Below are 17,781 nucleotides of genomic sequence, written 5' to 3'. Positions count from 1 at the left end.
TTCGCTCTATTATAATATGCAAAGAATAATTGTGCAAGAAAAAGGTGGAAAATATGGTCATAGAAACGCATGATCCTGAGGAAACATTCGAGGTCGGAAGGACGATCGGAATGAATGCGAAGCCGGGACAGATCTACACACTGACAGGCGATCTGGGAGTTGGAAAAACCGTGTTCACACAGGGAGTGGCAGCAGGTCTTGGAATTACAGAACCTGTAAACAGCCCTACGTTTACCATTATCCAGGAATATGAAGACGGACGTCTGCCATTTTATCATTTTGATGTATATCGTATCGGGGATCTGGAAGAAATGGAAGAGATCGGATACGATGATTATTTTTTCGGGCAGGGAATCTGTCTGATCGAATGGGCGGAACTCATTGAGGAGATCCTGCCGGAAAAAAGGATCGAAGTTACCATTGAAAAAGATCTTGAGAAGGGCTTTGAATACAGAAAGATCACCATTGAGGAGAGAGGAGAAAAGACAGAATGAGAGTTTTGGCACTGGACAGTTCCGGAATCGTGGCATCCGTAGCCGTTGTGGAGGACGATACACTGGTAGCGGAATATACAGTTAATTATAAGAAAACACATTCCCAGACTCTTCTTCCCATGCTGGATGAGATCGTGAAGATGACAGAGCTGGATCTGAAGACGATTGACGCTATTGCGGTAGCCAAGGGACCGGGCTCTTTTACCGGACTCCGTATTGGCTCTGCCACAGCCAAGGGACTTGGACTTGCCCTTGACAAACCACTGGTCGGGATTCCGACTGTGGAGGCACTGGCCTATAATCTCTATGATGTAAACGGACTGATCTGTCCGATCATGGATGCCAGAAGAAAGCAGGTTTATACGGGAATCTATCGTTACGAGGATCACAGGCTCATGACGGTAAAGGATCAGATGGCAGTGGGAATTGAGGAGCTTCTTTCCATGCTGAATGAGATGGGAGAAGCCGTAACATTCCTCGGAGACGGAGTCCCGGTATTTAAAGATATCATCGCAGATAAACTTACTGTACCGTTTTCTTTTGCACCGGCCCATCTTTCCAGACAGAGAGCAGGTGCTGTAGGTGCACTTGGTGTCCTTTATTATAAAGAAGGCAGAACCGAGACAGCGGCTGAGCACAAACCGGATTATCTCCGTGTTTCACAGGCTGAGCGGGAGCGTGCCCAGAAACTGAAAAAAGGATCAGAAGGGGAAAACGCATGATCTTAAGAGAAATGCTTGTGGATGATCTGGATCAGGTTATGGAGATCGAAGAGGAACTTTTTTCAGTCCCCTGGACAAAAGAGGGATTTCTGACATTTCTTATGAAAGAGAATGGGATGTTTCTTGTTGTGGAAGAAAAGGGCCGGATCCTGGGATATTGTGGTCTTCTTACGGTGCTGGATGAGGGGGATGTGACCAATGTGGCTGTCCGCAGAGACCGTCAGAGAGAGGGAATCGGAAATTTCCTTATGGAAAGTATGATCCGTCTGGCAGAAGAGCGTGGGATCACCATGATCCATCTGGAGGTCCGGGCAGGAAATGAGGCTGCGATCCGGCTTTATGAACGTCAGGGATTTGTGCGGGATGGCCTGCGAAAGGGATACTATACAGATCCTACAGAGGATGCTGTTCTTATGACACGCACCGCAGTTTCTGAATAGGCTTACCCGGGAGAGGTACTTGTCTGTACGGGATAAGTATGCTAAACTTTGCCACAGAACAGGAAAAGAGGAAAAATATGTTAGATGTTTGTTTACTTGGCTGCGGAGGAATGATGCCGCTGCCACGCAGATGGCTTACCGCACTGATGACTCGTTATAACGGCAGCAGTCTGATGATCGATTGCGGGGAAGGCACTCAGGTGGCCATTAAAGAAAAGGGCTGGAGCTTCAAGCCTATTGATGTGATCTGTTTTACCCATTATCATGGGGATCATATCAGCGGACTTCCGGGACTCCTTTTGACTATGGGAAATGCAGACCGCACAGAACCGCTGACTCTGGTAGGCCCAAGAGGACTGGAACGTGTGGTAAGTGCACTTCGTGTGATCGCACCGGAGTTGCCCTTTGAAATTAAATTTATCGAGATCACGAAATCGGAGGAGGTTCTGGAACTGAATGGGTACCGGATCACTGCATTTCGGGTGAACCATAATGTTACCTGCTATGGATATACCCTTGAGATCCTGCGCCAGGGAAAATTTTCTCCTGACAGTGCCAGTGCACATGAGATCCCGCTGAAATTCTGGAATCCGCTGCAGAAGGGACAGACTGTGGAGGATGAAGGAAGGATCTACACACCGGATATGGTGCTTGGTCCGCCAAGAAAAGGGATCAAGCTTACCTATACCACAGATACCAGACCGACAGAGTCTATTTTACGTAATGCAAAAGATTCCGATCTTTTTATCTGTGAGGGAATGTACGGTGAAGATGACAAGATCGAAAAGGCAAAAGGCTACAAACACATGACGTTTCGTGAAGCGGCCACTCTTGCCCGTGATGCGGAAGTGGGGGAAATGTGGCTGACCCATTACAGCCCTTCTCTGGTACGTCCGGATGATTACATGGATACAGTACGTGAGATCTTTCCGAAGGCATGGCCGGGAAAAGACGGGAAGAGTGTGGAACTGAATTTTGAAGAGGACTGAAAAAATGAAAGATACATTAATTCTTGGTATTGAGAGCTCCTGTGATGAAACGGCAGCTTCCGTTGTAAAAAATGGAAGGACTGTCTTATCAAACGTGATTTCTTCACAGATCGAGATCCATAAACTGTACGGAGGTGTTGTACCGGAGATCGCCTCCAGAAATCATATAGAAAGGATCAATCAGGTCATCCAGGAAGCACTGGACGAGGCAAACGTCACTCTGGATGATATTGATGCTATCGGTGTAACCTATGGACCGGGGCTTGTCGGTGCACTTCTTGTAGGTGTGGCAGAAGCCAAGGCCATTGCCTATGCAAGAAACTTGCCACTGGTAGGCGTGCATCATATAGAAGGACATGTTTCTGCCAATTATATTGAGCATCCGGATCTGGAACCGCCGTTTCTCTGTGCCATTGTATCCGGTGGACACACCCATCTTGTTATTGTGAAGGATTACGGTCAGTTTGAGATCCTGGGCCGAACCAGAGACGATGCGGCAGGAGAGGCATTTGATAAGGTTGCACGTGCCATTGGGCTCGGATATCCAGGAGGTCCGAAGATCGACAGGTTGGCAAAGGAAGGAAATCCAGATGCCATTGAGTTTCCACGTGCAAAAATCGGTGAAAATCCATATGATTTCAGCTTCAGCGGCGTGAAGTCCGCAGTTCTTAATTATTTAAACGGGGCAAAAATGAAAGGTGAGGAAGTAAACCGTGCAGATATCGCGGCATCCTTCCAGAAGGCGGTTGTTGATGTACTGGTAGAGCATACCATGCAGGCAGCAGCTGATTTTGGCATGAAAAAGGTTGCTATTGCAGGAGGTGTTGCTTCCAACGGTGCACTTCGCACTGCTATGGAAAAAGCATGTACAGAACGTGGATACAAATTTTACCGTCCGTCACCGATCTTCTGTACGGATAACGCAGCGATGATCGGAGTGGCAGCTTACTATGAATATATCAGGGGAACACGCCACAGCTGGGATCTGAATGCGGTTCCGAACCTGAAGCTTGGCGAAAGATAAAAGAATCCGGGGTAATTGATCATGGGAGAGTGCAGAAATACAGCTATTGTTCTGGCAGCAGGCCAGGGAAAGAGAATGCACAGTAAAATACAGAAGCAGTTTATGGAGCTTGACGGGATGCCGGTGCTCTGTTATTCTCTGCGCTGTTTTCAGGAAAGTCCGTTGATCAGGGATGTGATCCTGGTAACAGGGGAAGAGTATGTTTCCTGGTGCAGAGAAGAAATCGTGGAAAAATATGGTTTTACAAAGGTTTCTGCTGTAGTATCCGGCGGAAAAGAACGGTACGATTCTGTTTATGAAGGACTTCGTGCGTGTAAAGACACAGAGTATGTGCTGATCCATGACGGTGCCAGACCATTTATTGATCATGGGATCATTGAAAGAGGACTTATGGCAGCAGCACAGACAGGTGCCAGTGTTACAGGCATGCCTTCCAAGGATACAGTTAAGATCGCAGATGAGGATGGGAATGTCAGTGAAACTCCGGATCGCAGCAGTGTATGGATCGTCCAGACTCCGCAGATCTTTCAGTACCCGCTGATCTATGGCGCATATACCAGCATTCGGCAGAAAGAAATGACCGGAATTACAGATGATGCCATGGTTGCAGAACATGAGACCGGGGTGAAGATCCGCTTTTCAGAAGGTTCTTATCGCAATATCAAGATCACAACACCGGAAGATCTGGTGGTTGCGGAGGCATTTTTGAAGGAAAACAGAGAGTAGAATAGAGAGTAGAACAGGGTGAAAATCCCGGTAAATATGGACATATAGCAGAAATTGAAGCTATATGTCCAATTTTTTGAAAAAAATATCAAATTTGTTATTGACAGGGGAGATATTTGATGATAGAATACAACATGCGCTGACAAAACAGCACAAAAAATGTTGAAAAACATTATATGGAGAGATATCGAAGTGGTCATAACGAGGCGGTCTTGAAAACCGTTTGTCCGCAAGGGCGCGTGGGTTCGAATCCCACTCTCTCCGTTTGTCAAATACAGAATAAAAACTTTTAAAAAAAGTTAAAAAAGTACTTGACAACATAAAAGATACGAGATATAATATCACCTGTCGCTGAGAACGGCAGAGATAAATATCGGAACTACTTAGTAAGTAGGGCAATTTGGAGAAGTACCCAAGCTGGCCGAAGGGGCTCCCCTGGAAAGGGAGTAGGTCGTTAACGCGGCGCGAGGGTTCAAATCCCTCCTTCTCCGCTTTGATTTTTTTGAAGACTAAATGCTTCAAAAAAATTAAAAAAAGTTCTTGACAAGCAGTTGAGAATGAGATAAAATGAACGAGCTGTCCGAGAGACAGACACAACAAACCTTGATAACTAAACAGTGAAACACATACGATTCTCGAAAATTTCTTTACATTTAAAGAACGGTTTAAACAAACCAAAAGCAGTAAAAACGAGAGATAGCCAAACGGTTGTCTTGAGTAAATGAATCAAACATTTTATCAGAGAGTTTGATCCTGGCTCAGGATGAACGCTGGCGGCGTGCTTAACACATGCAAGTCGAACGGGAAACCTTTTATTGAAGCTTCGGCAGATTTAGATTGTTTCTAGTGGCGGACGGGTGAGTAACGCGTGGGTAACCTGCCTTATACAGGGGGATAACAGTCAGAAATGACTGCTAATACCGCATAAGCGCACAGAGCTGCATGGCTCGGTGCGAAAAACTCCGGTGGTATAAGATGGACCCGCGTTGGATTAGCTAGTTGGTGAGGTAACGGCCCACCAAGGCGACGATCCATAGCCGGCCTGAGAGGGTGAACGGCCACATTGGGACTGAGACACGGCCCAGACTCCTACGGGAGGCAGCAGTGGGGAATATTGCACAATGGGGGAAACCCTGATGCAGCGACGCCGCGTGAAGGAAGAAGTATCTCGGTATGTAAACTTCTATCAGCAGGGAAGAAAATGACGGTACCTGACTAAGAAGCCCCGGCTAACTACGTGCCAGCAGCCGCGGTAATACGTAGGGGGCAAGCGTTATCCGGATTTACTGGGTGTAAAGGGAGCGTAGACGGATGGACAAGTCTGATGTGAAAGGCTGGGGCTCAACCCCGGGACTGCATTGGAAACTGCCCGTCTTGAGTGCCGGAGAGGTAAGCGGAATTCCTAGTGTAGCGGTGAAATGCGTAGATATTAGGAGGAACACCAGTGGCGAAGGCGGCTTACTGGACGGTAACTGACGTTGAGGCTCGAAAGCGTGGGGAGCAAACAGGATTAGATACCCTGGTAGTCCACGCGGTAAACGATGAATGCTAGGTGTCGGGTGACAAAGTCATTCGGTGCCGCCGCAAACGCATTAAGCATTCCACCTGGGGAGTACGTTCGCAAGAATGAAACTCAAAGGAATTGACGGGGACCCGCACAAGCGGTGGAGCATGTGGTTTAATTCGAAGCAACGCGAAGAACCTTACCAAGTCTTGACATCCCTCTGACCGACTCTTAATCGAGTCTTTCCTTCGGGACAGAGGAGACAGGTGGTGCATGGTTGTCGTCAGCTCGTGTCGTGAGATGTTGGGTTAAGTCCCGCAACGAGCGCAACCCCTATCCCCAGTAGCCAGCGGTTCGGCCGGGCACTCTGAGGAGACTGCCAGGGATAACCTGGAGGAAGGCGGGGATGACGTCAAATCATCATGCCCCTTATGATTTGGGCTACACACGTGCTACAATGGCGTAAACAAAGGGAAGCGAACCTGCGAGGGTGGGCAAATCCCAAAAATAACGTCCCAGTTCGGACTGTAGTCTGCAACCCGACTACACGAAGCTGGAATCGCTAGTAATCGCGGATCAGAATGCCGCGGTGAATACGTTCCCGGGTCTTGTACACACCGCCCGTCACACCATGGGAGTCAGTAACGCCCGAAGTCAGTGACCTAACCGCAAGGAAGGAGCTGCCGAAGGCGGGACCGATGACTGGGGTGAAGTCGTAACAAGGTAGCCGTATCGGAAGGTGCGGCTGGATCACCTCCTTTCTAAGGAAAAAGTAGAGAAACAAGATGTGTTTTACTGTTTAGCTATCAAGCTGAAAGATTTCTGGTGCCGATGCGGTTGGGGGACACACCCGTTCCCATCCCGAACACGACGGTTAAGACCCAATCGGCCGATGGTACTGCACTGGAGACGGTGTGGGAGAGCAGGTGGGCGCCAGATCAAAAAAAGAAAAACAGGAGAGATCCTGATGAGAATAGATGCTGGTTTTACCAGTGATTTAAGAAGAAAAGATATTTTCTTTTTAAATGGCTGATAAAACATCAGTCAGCATTGTACCTTGAAAACTGCATACATGAGATTTGATTAAGTTAATCAAATATCCTTAAACGCAAAGTATTAAGAAATTAATGCAAACGCAAAGATAGGAAGACATCGATTTATCTGTTATTGAACAGAGTAATCAAACACATGTCGGAAGATACGAGAGTATCGGAAGACACGAGAATCAAGAGACCGCATCACCTACGCTAGGGTGATGAAGCGAAAGGTCAAGCAATAAGGGCACAGGGCGGATGCCTTGGCACTAAGAGCCGATGAAAGACGTGATAAGCTGCGAAAAGCTTCGGGGAGGAGCAAATATCCCGTGATCCGGAGATGTCTGAATGGGGAAACCCGCATGAGCAGACCTCATGCATCCATACGCCAATCCATAACGTATGGAAGGGAACCCGGGGAACTGAAACATCTAAGTACCCGGAGGAAAAGAAAGAAACATCGATTCCGTAAGTAGCGGCGAGCGAACGCGGAGGAGCCTAAACCGGTGTGCGTGCATGCCGGGGTCATGGACTGCATTTAAGATTCAGCGAAGTTAACAGAACGGTTTTGGGAAAGCCGGCCGGAGAGGGTGAAAGCCCCGTACGTGAAAGCAGAGCTGACTGAGCAGGATCCGGAGTACCACGAGACACGAGGAACCTTGTGGGAAGTAAGGGGGACCACCCCCTAAGGCTAAATACTACTTAGTGACCGATAGTGCATAGTACTGTGAAGGAAAGGTGAAAAGGACCCCGGGAGGGGAGTGAAAGAGAACCTGAAACCCTGTGTCTACAAGCTGTGGAAGTACTTTATATGTACGACCGCGTACTTTTTGTAGAACGGTCCGGCGAGTTACGCTTACTGGCAAGGTTAAGCACTTCAGGTGTGGAGCCGTAGGGAAACCAAGTCTTAACAGGGCCAGAGTCAGTAGGAGTAGACCCGAAACCGGGTGATCTATCCATGTCCAGGTTGAAGCTGCCGTAAGAGGTAGTGGAGGACCGAACCCACATCCGTTGAAAAGGGTGGGGATGAGGTGTGGATAGGGGAGAAATTCCAATCGAACCCGGAGATAGCTGGTTCTCCTCGAAATAGCTTTAGGGCTAGCCTCGGTGTGAGTCTTGCGGAGGTAGAGCACTGAATTTCCTAGGGGGCGTCAAAGCCTACCGAAGAATATCAAACTCCGAATGCCGTGTAGATATCACCGGGAGTCAGACTGCACGAGATAAGTTGGGCGGTCAAAAGGGAAAGAGCCCAGACCTACAGTTAAGGTCCCAAAGTGCGCGTTAAGTGGAAAAGGATGTGGGATTTCGAAGACAACCAGGATGTTGGCTCAGAAGCAGCCATACATTCAAAGAGTGCGTAATAGCTCACTGGTCGAGAGGTCCTGCGCCGAAAATGTCCGGGGCTGAAACGCGCCACCGAAACTAAGGAATCTGAAAAGATTGGTAGAGGAGCATTGCATGCGGGAAGAAGCAGTACCGGAAGGAGCTGTGGACTGCATGGAAGAGAGAATGCCGGAATGAGTAGCGAGATAGAGGTGGGAATCCTCTAGGCCGAATATCCAAGGTTTCCAGGGTAAAGCTGATCTGCCCTGGGTGAGTCGGGACCTAAGGTGAGGGCGAGAGCCGTAACCGATGGACAACAGGTTGATATTCCTGTACTGCAGTATGACAGAACTGTGGGGACACGTAAGGAGAGCGGGAGCCGGGAATGGAAAGCCCGGTACAAGCGAGGTACCAGTCACATAGGAAAATCCGTGTGGCAATGGGAAGACGTGATGTGGAGTGAATTTTAGTAACGAAGCCCGTGAGCCATGCGTCAAGAAAAGCCGCTATCGTTCATATTGTACCCGTACCGTAAACCGACACAGGTGGATGAGGAGAGAATCCTAAGGCCGGCGGAAGAAGTATTGCCAAGGAACTCGGCAAAATGGCCCCGTAACTTAGGGAGAAGGGGTGCCTGCGAGAGCAGGCCGCAGAGAATAGGCTCAAGCAACTGTTTAGCAAAAACACAGGTCTATGCGAAACCGAAAGGTGAGGTATATGGGCTGACGCCTGCCCGGTGCTGGAAGGTTAAGAGGAGAGGTTAGACGTAAGTCGAAGCTTTGAATTTAAGCCCCAGTAAACGGCGGCCGTAACTATAACGGTCCTAAGGTAGCGAAATTCCTTGTCGGGTAAGTTCCGACCCGCACGAAAGGCGTAATGATTTGAGCGCTGTCTCGGCAATACATCCGGTGAAATTGAAGTGCCAGTGAAGATGCTGGCTACCCGCGCCAGGACGGAAAGACCCCATGGAGCTTTACTCCAGTTTGGCACTGGGGTCCGGTGTTGCATGTACAGGATAGGTGGGAGGCTGAGAGATAGTGACGTCAGTTGCTATGGAGCCGCTGTTGGGATACCACCCTTGTGATATTGGGCTTCTAACCAGCCGCCGTAATCCGGCGGTGGGACAATGCCAGGCGGGGAGTTTGACTGGGGCGGTCGCCTCCGAAAGGGTATCGGAGGCGCCCAAAGGTTCCCTCAGAATGGACGGAAACCATTCGAAGAGTGCAAAGGCAGAAGGGAGCTTGACTGCGACACCGACGGGTGGAGCAGGTACGAAAGTAGGGCTTAGTGATCCGGTGGTATTAAGTGGGAATGCCATCGCTCAACGGATAAAAGCTACCCTGGGGATAACAGGCTTATCACTCCCAAGAGTTCACATCGACGGAGTGGTTTGGCACCTCGATGTCGGCTCATCGCATCCTGGGGCTGTAGTAGGTCCCAAGGGTTGGGCTGTTCGCCCATTAAAGCGGTACGCGAGCTGGGTTCAGAACGTCGTGAGACAGTTCGGTCCCTATCCGGCGTGGGCGTAGGATATCTGAGAGGAGCTGTCCTTAGTACGAGAGGACCGGGATGGACGGACCGCTGGTGGACCGGTTGGCTTGCCAAAGCCATGGCCGGGTAGCCAAGTCCGGAAGGGATAAACGCTGAAGGCATCTAAGCGTGAAGCCCCCCTCAAGATGAGATATCCCATTCTTAGTGAAGTAAACCCCCTTGAAGACGACGAGGTAGATAGGGCAGAGGTGGAAGTGTGGTAACACATGGAGCTGACTGTTACTAATCGGGTGAGGGCTTGACCAAGAAACGCAGGTTAAGAATTGATTCAAAGAGTTTGATTAACGATCAACAGGCATGTATGTAGTTTTTAAGGTACAAACCTTAATTAAATATTTAAGTAATCCTCCTTAGCTCAGTCGGTAGAGCATGCGGCTGTTAACCGCAGTGTCGTTGGTTCGAGTCCAACAGGGGGAGCATGGTGCCATAGCCAAGTGGTAAGGCAAAGGTCTGCAACACCTCTATCCCCGGTTCAAATCCGGGTGGCACCTCTTAGAAGGGGCTGTCGCATTAGCAAATATTTTTGCTGGGCGGCAGCCCCGTTTTATGCCAAAATGGCATCGAAATTGATTACCATTTTGATGCCATTCTTTACAAGCGCAGTTCGTCCCTAAGCATCCCTTTCAGCATGCCTTATTTCAAACTGTTTTATTTTCAATTATCAAAATCTATGCCTTTTTTAATGCAAAAAGGTGACTTCCCGTCCTTCCTGTCTGAATCTTACAATGAAGTTTATTGATATTTCGCCCCATCGCTAAAAGGATACTTTCTGCCAAGGCATTTACCTTTCCACGGTACAGATATCTCCGAAAGTTCATGTCTTCTTTCACATCAGCAAAAGAACCTTCCGCCTGAATACTTCGGTTCATCCGGAGCATAGTCCCATACTCACTCGTGATCCGTTCCAGATCTTCTGCACGCTTCTGGCTCATCGTCTTTGAGACCATCAACACTTTATTGCGTTTTTCCATAGGCGTTTTGCAGTTGTTCCCTTTGATACATTCTGTTTTATAAGGACAGCCAGTACAGTCTGAACATCTGTAATAAGTTTTTATACTGACATATCCACTCGTCGTTTTACTTCTCCGTTCATTTGTGACAGTCAGTTCTCTTCCATTCCGGCAGATGTAACTGTCCCTGTCCGCATGATACTCCATATTTTCCCTTCTGCTAATGTCCTTTTTGTATTTTCGTGTCTTTGAGATCTCATAGTTCTGTGGCTTTATGTAGGCAGTCTGTCCGTTGCTTTCAATGAAAAGATAGTTTTCTTCACTTTCGTACCCGGCATCTGCAACAATTTCTGAATACTTAAATCCCAGGTAGCTCTCCATATCTTTCAAAAAAGGAATCAGGGTACGTGTATCGGTGGGGCGCGGGCTGATATCAATCCATGTGATGTATTCTGAATCCACTCCATGCTGAATGTTATACGCAGGCTTTAACTGTCCGTTCAGCATCGCGTCCTCTTTCATTCTCATGAAGGTGGCATCGGGATCTGTTTTGGAATAACTGTTTCTGTCCCCAAGCGTATACAGTTTTTTCGTATATTCCTTTAGTTTCTCCAGATACCAATCCAGTTGTTCCAGAGATTTCTGTAACTGTGTTTTTCTCCGGCCGGTTCCATGTACAAACACGATTTCTTCCTGTATTTTGATGCGGCATAACTGCTTTTTTAACCGCTTTAAGGTGTGTATGGATATACTATCATGATATACCGTTTTCATTCCATAGAGTTCTTCACATTCAGCCACAAAAGAAGACAGTTTCGTGTATAACCGGGCCTGATTTTTTGTAATAGCCTTTTTCCATACAAATGTATACTTATTGGCCGCAGATTCGATCTTTGTGCCATCAATAAAAATGGTCTTCCCCGAAATCTCACCCAAAAGATAGAGCAGATCTGACATTTGTGCAAGCAACGTCTTTGCACAGACAGAAAAGTGAAGGGAGATAAAACGCGCGATCGTTGCATGGTCAGGAGCCGGCATACCTTCCAGGAGATACATGAAGTTGATATCCCGTTTACATGCTTTTCTGATATCGCGGCTTGAATAGATCCGATTCATTGCTGCATAGATAACAAGTTTCAGAATCTGACGCGGTGTTGCCTGATTTTTTCTGATCCTGCCGTAAGTTTTATACAGTTCAGAAAGGTCCATTTCCTCCACAAAGGCACTTACCAGACGAACCGGATCATCAGATGGAATAGAAATCTCTAAATCTAGCGGAAGTTTGATTTGATAATACAGAGAAAATGAGGTATAATCTCTCTGTATTATTTTGTTTAGTAGCATAAACTAATTATACCACAAGCGCCGGGCTTTTCGAAGTCCGGCGTTTTGTGTTGAATATAAAATGAGCTGCCGCACGTTATAATGAAAAAAGCGGAGCAAAGGTCAATTAATAGTTTTGTGTTGAATATAAAATGAGCTGCCGCACGTTAGTGCGACAGCCCCTATTTTTCCTATAAAAATGTATTTGCTGAAGACCGTGAAGACAGACTTCTGGAAGATCGGACAGCATCCTTTCCTGATGCTGTCCGACAGATCAGGAATTTTTTTCCGTAAGCAGGATTCGTTTACGATTATAAACCAGATGAAGATACATGGCATCCTGAGCACGCAAAGCGTCATGCTCTGCAATGGCAGCTGCGATTTCGCGATGTGTTTCAATTGTCTCTTCGTGTAGAGCACCACTGGTTGATTCGACAAATAATGGAATAGAGCTGTTAATTACGGGAATCAGCCGCGGAACAACAACATTTTTGCTGCTCAGCGCGATCGCTGTATGAAATTCAATATCTTTCTGGGTATGGTCCGCATGTTTTTTTAATAATGCTTCAACATCATCACAAAGTGTGGTGATTTTTTTTATATCTTTTTTATTGGCGCGGGTGGCAGCCATTGCTGCAATAGAGGGTTCAAGCAGAAAACGGACTTCAAGAAGGTCATGGATCAGCTTCTGCTTGTTGCCGATAAAAGTTAATCCCAGCGGATCTTCCACCATTCCCGGAGATGATGCGATATAAGTTCCGGATCCCTGACGGATCGTCACGATATTTCTGGAAGCAAGAAGCTTCATTGCCTCGCGGACAGAGCTTCTTCCGGCATTCAGACGTTCGGACAGAACCGTTTCATTAGGCAGCTTGTCTCCAGGCTGCAGATTTTCCTTTAAAATAAATGCGATGATGTCTTCCGATAATTTTTGCGGAAGACTTTTTTCTTCTGATGACGAAATCATCATATGAGTTTCTCCATTTCTATTCGTTATTTCTTTTTATATTTTCCTTATATCTATAATAATTCCTTTAAACTATAATGTCAAAACGACAAAATGCACAAAAAATAAGGCGATAATTTAGATAAAATTACAGTATTGCGTTTTTAACAGAATGAATATATTATAAATACATCAGATGAATTGGAGTAAAAACAAAGAAAATCAGCACAATTCAAAAGAAAAAACAGCAGAAAGGTCAGATGTATTTAACGAAAAGTAAAACATCGGATGAATTAAGGAGGCAAAAGCAGAAAAAATGGAAGAAACAACATTTACAGCAGATCCAATGAGATTGATGCTTGCTGCGGCAGTGGGAATTGTGATCCTGCTGGTGCTGATCATCAAATTTAAACTGCATCCGGTTCTGTCAATGATGATTTCAGCGATCATCATCGGTGCAGGTGCCGGAATGCCACTGGAAATGATCTCAGACACAGTAGAAAAAGGTGTTGGAAAGACATTACAGGGAATCGCACTTCTGGTAGGACTGGGTTCCATGTTCGGCGGAATACTGGAAGTGAGCGGAGGAGCCCAAAGAATAGCGGAAACACTGATCGACAAATTCGGTCAGAAAAAAGCCGGATGGGCATTGGGACTTACCGGACTGGTGATCGGTACAACCGTATTTTTCGAAGCAGGTGTTGTAGTACTGATCCCACTGGTATTCAGTGTTGCAAAGCAGACAAAAAAATCCACACTGTATTATGCGATCCCGCTTCTTTCAGGTCTTGCCAGCGGATATGCTTTTGTACCGCCTTCTGCGGGATCTGTACTGGTTGCTAATGCACTTGGCGTAAACCTGGGAACTATGATCATGGTTGGAGTTCCAACTGCACTGATCTGTATGCTGGTTTCCGGAATTATCTGGGGAAATCTGGTTGGAAACAAAATTTTCACCGAACTTCCGGCCAATGTGGAAGAGATCAAAGATGATGGAAAAGAGTTGCCGCCATTTGGTCTGGTATTAGGGGTGATCCTGATCCCTCTTATTCTGATCCTTCTCAGCACGTTATCCAAATACATGCCGATTCCGGCAGGTGTACAGAGTTTTCTCGGATTTATCGGGAAACCGTTTCTGGCACTGACCATTGCAACACTTGCAGCAATGTATTTTCTTGGAATCCGTCGTGGCTTTACCGGTGCACAGTTAAAGAAAATCCTGGACCATTCACTGAGACCGGTGGGAATGATCCTTCTGGTCATCGCCAGCGGCGGAGTGATCCGGTGGATGCTTCAGGATTCCGGCCTTGGAAATATTATCGGACCGGCCCTGGAAAAAAGCGGTCTTCCGCTGATCCTGATCGCGTTTCTGATCGCAATCCTGGTAAGGGCATCTGTGGGAAGCTCTATTGTGGCAATGACCATGGCATCAGGAATCATGGCGACTATGCCGGCAGTAATGGATACAAGCATGCTTTACAGAGCTGCTATGTGCTGTGCGATCTGCGGTGGTGCAACTGCACTGAGTCATGTAAATGATGCCGGATTCTGGCTGGTAAGTACTTTCCTTGAGATTGACGAAAAAACGACATTAAAATCCTGGACGATCATGGAAACACTGATCGGTGTTACAGCACTTGTTGTAGGCTTTGTTATTTCAATTTTTGCATAGGAGGCAGAGCGTAATGATAAAGATACCGGTTTATTTAAGAGACATGTATGATGCAAAGCATCTTGTACAGGTTGCATCCGGCTGCCGGAAGGATGTGGAACTGATCTGCGGAAGATATATCGTAGATGCAAAGTCCATGCTGGGAGTATTCAGCCTTCCTACATTTAATAATGTGGAAATCGGAGCAGAAGAAGAGGATGCAAAGGAACTTAGAGAAAAGCTGGAAAATCTGAATCTGATCAGAGAATAGGAAATGGAGGAAAAAATCATGAAGTTAGTGAGTCAGGAAATGAGAAAGCTTGCACCGGAGCTTGATCCGCTGCGTCTTGGAACAGGATGGAAAAAAGAGGATCTGGGAAAGGTTCAGGTCATGGTGGAAAGCACCTATGGTGACAGCCATCCGGGAAGCGGACACCTGAACATCCTTGTGGAAGAAGTTCGCAAAGGAATTGCAGAAGAAGGTGGTTTTGGTGCACGTTATAACTGTACCGATATCTGCGATGGTGAAAGCCAGGGAACAGACGGAATCAACTACAGCCTGGCAAGCCGTGAAATGATCGCAAACATGATAGAGATCCATGCAAATGCAACACCATTTGATGCCGGTGTATATCTTTCAAGCTGTGACAAGGGTGTACCTGGAAATCTGATCGGACTTGCAAGAGTAAATATCCCTTCCGTATTTGTTACGGGCGGAACTATGAACGCAGGACCTGAGATGCTGACTCTTGAGCAGTTGGGAATGTACAGCGCGAAGTTTGAGCGTGGAGAAATCGACGAAGAGAAGCTTGACTGGGCAAAATGCAATGCCTGCCCAAGCTGTGGAGCCTGCTCCTTTATCGGAACAGCTTCAACAATGCAGATCATGGCAGAGGCACTTGGACTTACACTTCCTGGTACAGCTCTGATGCCGTCAACAAGCCCGGATCTTCTTGCTTTCGCAAGAGAGGCAGGAAGACAGGCAGTAAGGATCGCACAGATGGAAAACATGCGTCCTTCGGATATTGTGACTATGGACAGCTTTGAGAATGCGATCCTTGTACACGCTGCAATCTCCGGAAGTACAAACTGTCTGCTTCACATTCCTGCGATCGCACATGAGTTTGGCATTGAGATCACAGGAGATACCTTTGACAGACTGCACAGAAATGCAAGATATCTTCTGGATGTACGTCCTGCAGGACGCTGGCCTGCTGAGTGCTTCTATTATGCAGGTGGTGTACCGGCAATCATGGAGGAGATCAAGGAACATCTCCATCTGGATGTTATGACAGTTACAGGAAAGACTCTCGGAGAAAACCTTGAGGAGCTGAAGAACAACGGATTTTATGAGAAATGCGACAAATGGCTTCAGGAATTTAACAAACGTTACAATGTAAACCTTACAAAGGAAGATATCATCCGTCCATATGACAAGGCGATCGGAACCGACGGAAGCATCGCTGTTCTCCGTGGAAACCTTGCACCTGAGGGAGCTGTGATCAAACACACCGCATGCCCGAAGGAAATGTTCAGATCCGTTCTCCGCGCAAGACCGTTCGACAGTGAAGAGGAGTGTCTGGATGCAGTTCTGAAGCATAAGGTTCAGAAAGGTGATGCAGTATTCATCCGTTACGAGGGACCAAAGGGAAGTGGAATGCCGGAGATGTTCTACACATCTGAGGCAATCAGCAGTGACAAAGAGCTTGGAAAGAGCATCGCACTGATCACAGACGGACGTTTTTCCGGAGCATCTACAGGCCCTGTTATCGGACACTGCAGCCCTGAGGCTGTTGACGGTGGCCCAATCGCACTTGTTGAGGAAGGCGACCTTATTGAGATCGACGTTATGGAAAGAAAGCTGAACATCATCGGGATCGCAGGCGAAAGAAAGTCTATGGAAGAGATCGACCAGATCCTTGCCGAGAGACGTAAAAACTGGAAGCCAAGAGAACCAAAATACAAAAAAGGCGTGCTGAGACTTTTCAGTGAGCATGCTGCAAGCCCAATGAAGGGAGCCTATCTGGAGTATTGATCATGAAACATAAATTTATTACTCTCGGCGAGATCATGCTGCGTCTGACACCGCCGGATTATGAAAAAATCAGAACAGCAACAACCTTTGAGGCAAGATACGGGGGAAGCGAGGCGAATGTAGCCCTTTCCCTGGCAAATCTTGGAATAGATGCTTCGTTTTTTACGGTAGTTCCGGACAACAGTCTTGGAAAAAGTTCTGTACGTATGATGAGAAGCAATGATGTGAACTGTGACAGTGTGGTTTATTCCACAGCGGAAGAAACTCCGACACACCGTCTTGGAACCTATTATCTGGAGACCGGCTACGGGATCCGCCCCAGTAAGGTAGTTTACGACAGAAAACACAGCGCTTTTTCCGAGTATGATTTCAGCAAAACAGATGTGAAAAAACTGCTGAAAGGATATACATGGCTGCATCTGAGTGGAATCACACCTGCTCTTGGAACAAAATGCAGGGATCTGATCTTAAACTGCCTGAAGGCAGCAAAAGAAATGAATATGACCGTAAGCTTTGACGGAAATTTCAGAAGTACGCTGTGGACCTGGGAAGAGGCCAGAGATTTCTGTACACTTTGTCTTCCATATGTAAATGTCCTTTTCGGAATCGAGCCGTACCATATCTGGAAAAATGAAGAAGATCACAGTGCAGGGGATGTAAAGGATGGAATCCCGTTTCAGCCGGATTTTGAACAGCAGGAAAAAGTGTTCCGGGCATTTGCGGACAGATATCCGAATATAAAATGCATTGCAAGACATGTCCGTTTTGCACATAGCTGCAGTGAAAACAGTCTTATGGCATATCTCTGGTTAAACGGAAAGACTTACGAAAGCAAGCGCCTGACCTTCCACATTCTTGATCGTGTCGGTGGCGGAGATGCATTTGTAAGTGGGATCATCTATGGCCTTATGAATGAGTATACACCGGAAGATACCGTGAATTTCGGTGTTGCTGCCAGTGCTGTGAAGCATACGATCCATGGTGATGGAAACATTACCGATGATGTATCTATGATCAGACATGTGATGGAAATGAACTTTGATATAAAAAGATAAAAAGGAAGGGAAAT

The 17,781-nt window shown here is 47.0% G+C and carries 12 protein-coding genes, 4 tRNA genes and 3 rRNA genes; 17 read left to right on the top strand and 2 right to left on the bottom strand.

Annotation, left to right across the window (positions count from 1 at the left end; translation table 11 throughout):
- Positions 1 to 53 precede the first annotated feature (53 nt).
- The 13 genes from tsaE (at position 54) to CCC70_RS05155 (ending at position 10,298) form a co-directional block, all read left to right on the top strand.
- On the top strand, positions 54 to 494 hold the full coding sequence (gene tsaE / locus CCC70_RS05215) for a tRNA (adenosine(37)-N6)-threonylcarbamoyltransferase complex ATPase subunit type 1 TsaE (RefSeq protein WP_015525922.1): 441 nt from the start codon (positions 54 to 56) through the stop codon (positions 492 to 494).
- Complete coding sequence (tsaB, locus tag CCC70_RS05210) at positions 491 to 1,216, top strand: tRNA (adenosine(37)-N6)-threonylcarbamoyltransferase complex dimerization subunit type 1 TsaB (protein WP_015525921.1); 726 nt, start codon at positions 491 to 493, stop codon at positions 1,214 to 1,216. The genes tsaE and tsaB overlap by 4 nt, the downstream gene beginning before the upstream one ends.
- Positions 1,213 to 1,656 carry a ribosomal protein S18-alanine N-acetyltransferase gene (rimI, locus tag CCC70_RS05205; RefSeq protein WP_287084390.1) on the top strand — a complete coding sequence of 148 codons (444 nt, stop codon included), beginning with the start codon at positions 1,213 to 1,215 and terminating at the stop codon, positions 1,654 to 1,656. Before tsaB ends, rimI begins: the two co-directional genes overlap by 4 nt.
- Positions 1,657 to 1,733: 77 nt before the next feature.
- On the top strand, positions 1,734 to 2,645 hold the full coding sequence (locus CCC70_RS05200) for a ribonuclease Z (protein WP_287084389.1): 912 nt from the start codon (positions 1,734 to 1,736) through the stop codon (positions 2,643 to 2,645).
- A gap of 4 nt (positions 2,646 to 2,649) precedes the next feature.
- Positions 2,650 to 3,669: a tRNA (adenosine(37)-N6)-threonylcarbamoyltransferase complex transferase subunit TsaD gene (gene tsaD / locus CCC70_RS05195; protein ID WP_118513139.1), complete on the top strand. Its 1,020-nt coding sequence runs from the start codon at positions 2,650 to 2,652 to the stop codon at positions 3,667 to 3,669.
- A gap of 21 nt (positions 3,670 to 3,690) precedes the next feature.
- Complete coding sequence (gene ispD, locus CCC70_RS05190) at positions 3,691 to 4,395, top strand: 2-C-methyl-D-erythritol 4-phosphate cytidylyltransferase (protein ID WP_270391596.1); 705 nt, start codon at positions 3,691 to 3,693, stop codon at positions 4,393 to 4,395.
- 178 nt (positions 4,396 to 4,573) lie between these two features.
- Positions 4,574 to 4,659: transfer RNA gene (locus tag CCC70_RS05185), tRNA-Ser, on the top strand.
- A gap of 138 nt (positions 4,660 to 4,797) precedes the next feature.
- Positions 4,798 to 4,886 (top strand) — tRNA-Ser (locus tag CCC70_RS05180).
- 244 nt (positions 4,887 to 5,130) lie between these two features.
- Positions 5,131 to 6,660 (top strand): 16S ribosomal RNA (locus tag CCC70_RS05175).
- Between the two features lie 60 nt (positions 6,661 to 6,720).
- A 5S ribosomal RNA gene (gene rrf / locus CCC70_RS05170) occupies positions 6,721 to 6,838 on the top strand.
- Positions 6,839 to 7,165: 327 nt separating this feature from the next.
- Positions 7,166 to 10,053: ribosomal RNA gene (locus tag CCC70_RS05165) — 23S ribosomal RNA — on the top strand.
- The 16S, 23S and 5S rRNA genes sit together here with 4 tRNA genes alongside, the layout of an rRNA operon.
- A gap of 98 nt (positions 10,054 to 10,151) precedes the next feature.
- Positions 10,152 to 10,224, top strand: a tRNA-Asn gene (locus tag CCC70_RS05160).
- Positions 10,225 to 10,227: 3 nt separating this feature from the next.
- Positions 10,228 to 10,298: transfer RNA gene (locus tag CCC70_RS05155), tRNA-Cys, on the top strand.
- A 177-nt stretch (positions 10,299 to 10,475) separates the two neighbouring features.
- On the opposite strand, the gene CCC70_RS05150 is transcribed toward CCC70_RS05155, so the two are convergent.
- Together CCC70_RS05150 and CCC70_RS05145 are read right to left on the bottom strand one after the other, a co-directional pair.
- The gene (locus CCC70_RS05150) at positions 10,476 to 12,101 is read right to left on the bottom strand and encodes an IS1182 family transposase (RefSeq protein ID WP_215638513.1); all 1,626 of its coding nucleotides are present in this window, start codon (positions 12,099 to 12,101) and stop codon (positions 10,476 to 10,478) included.
- A gap of 253 nt (positions 12,102 to 12,354) precedes the next feature.
- Positions 12,355 to 13,047 carry a FadR/GntR family transcriptional regulator gene (locus tag CCC70_RS05145; protein WP_334296282.1) on the bottom strand — a complete coding sequence of 231 codons (693 nt, stop codon included), beginning with the start codon at positions 13,045 to 13,047 and terminating at the stop codon, positions 12,355 to 12,357.
- A gap of 295 nt (positions 13,048 to 13,342) precedes the next feature.
- Here CCC70_RS05145 and CCC70_RS05140 point away from each other — a divergent pair, with 295 nt between their 5' ends.
- The 4 genes from CCC70_RS05140 to CCC70_RS05125 are packed head-to-tail and all read left to right on the top strand — an operon-like array spanning position 13,343 to position 17,767.
- On the top strand, positions 13,343 to 14,698 hold the full coding sequence (locus tag CCC70_RS05140) for a GntP family permease (protein ID WP_287084387.1): 1,356 nt from the start codon (positions 13,343 to 13,345) through the stop codon (positions 14,696 to 14,698).
- A gap of 13 nt (positions 14,699 to 14,711) precedes the next feature.
- A complete protein-coding gene (locus tag CCC70_RS05135; RefSeq protein WP_287084386.1) occupies positions 14,712 to 14,948 on the top strand; it encodes an HPr family phosphocarrier protein in 237 nt (78 codons plus the stop codon).
- 18 nt (positions 14,949 to 14,966) lie between these two features.
- Positions 14,967 to 16,712: a dihydroxy-acid dehydratase gene (ilvD, locus tag CCC70_RS05130; protein WP_278635216.1), complete on the top strand. Its 1,746-nt coding sequence runs from the start codon at positions 14,967 to 14,969 to the stop codon at positions 16,710 to 16,712.
- 2 nt (positions 16,713 to 16,714) lie between these two features.
- A complete protein-coding gene (locus tag CCC70_RS05125) occupies positions 16,715 to 17,767 on the top strand; it encodes a sugar kinase (RefSeq protein ID WP_287084385.1) in 1,053 nt (350 codons plus the stop codon).
- Positions 17,768 to 17,781 lie beyond the last annotated feature (14 nt).

Source organism: Blautia sp. LMAG:89 (assembly GCF_008679485.1).
GTDB lineage: Bacteria > Bacillota > Clostridia > Lachnospirales > Lachnospiraceae > Blautia_A > Blautia_A fusiformis.
The sequence above is the reverse complement of the archived record's forward strand: the minus strand, read 5'-3'. Positions and strand labels throughout refer to the sequence as shown.

What these genes read in the sequence shown, in the direction of transcription:
- tsaE (WP_015525922.1), top strand. Translation starts at nt 54, where the DNA reads ATGGTCATAGAAACGCATGATCCTGAGGAAACATTCGAGGTCGGAAGG.
- tsaB (WP_015525921.1), top strand. Translation starts at nt 491, where the DNA reads ATGAGAGTTTTGGCACTGGACAGTTCCGGAATCGTGGCATCCGTAGCC.
- rimI (WP_287084390.1), top strand. Translation starts at nt 1,213, where the DNA reads ATGATCTTAAGAGAAATGCTTGTGGATGATCTGGATCAGGTTATGGAG.
- CCC70_RS05200 (WP_287084389.1), top strand. Translation starts at nt 1,734, where the DNA reads ATGTTAGATGTTTGTTTACTTGGCTGCGGAGGAATGATGCCGCTGCCA.
- tsaD (WP_118513139.1), top strand. Translation starts at nt 2,650, where the DNA reads ATGAAAGATACATTAATTCTTGGTATTGAGAGCTCCTGTGATGAAACG.
- ispD (WP_270391596.1), top strand. Translation starts at nt 3,691, where the DNA reads ATGGGAGAGTGCAGAAATACAGCTATTGTTCTGGCAGCAGGCCAGGGA.
- CCC70_RS05150 (WP_215638513.1), bottom strand. Translation starts at nt 12,101, where the DNA reads ATGCTACTAAACAAAATAATACAGAGAGATTATACCTCATTTTCTCTG.
- CCC70_RS05145 (WP_334296282.1), bottom strand. Translation starts at nt 13,047, where the DNA reads ATGATTTCGTCATCAGAAGAAAAAAGTCTTCCGCAAAAATTATCGGAA.
- CCC70_RS05140 (WP_287084387.1), top strand. Translation starts at nt 13,343, where the DNA reads ATGGAAGAAACAACATTTACAGCAGATCCAATGAGATTGATGCTTGCT.
- CCC70_RS05135 (WP_287084386.1), top strand. Translation starts at nt 14,712, where the DNA reads ATGATAAAGATACCGGTTTATTTAAGAGACATGTATGATGCAAAGCAT.
- ilvD (WP_278635216.1), top strand. Translation starts at nt 14,967, where the DNA reads ATGAAGTTAGTGAGTCAGGAAATGAGAAAGCTTGCACCGGAGCTTGAT.
- CCC70_RS05125 (WP_287084385.1), top strand. Translation starts at nt 16,715, where the DNA reads ATGAAACATAAATTTATTACTCTCGGCGAGATCATGCTGCGTCTGACA.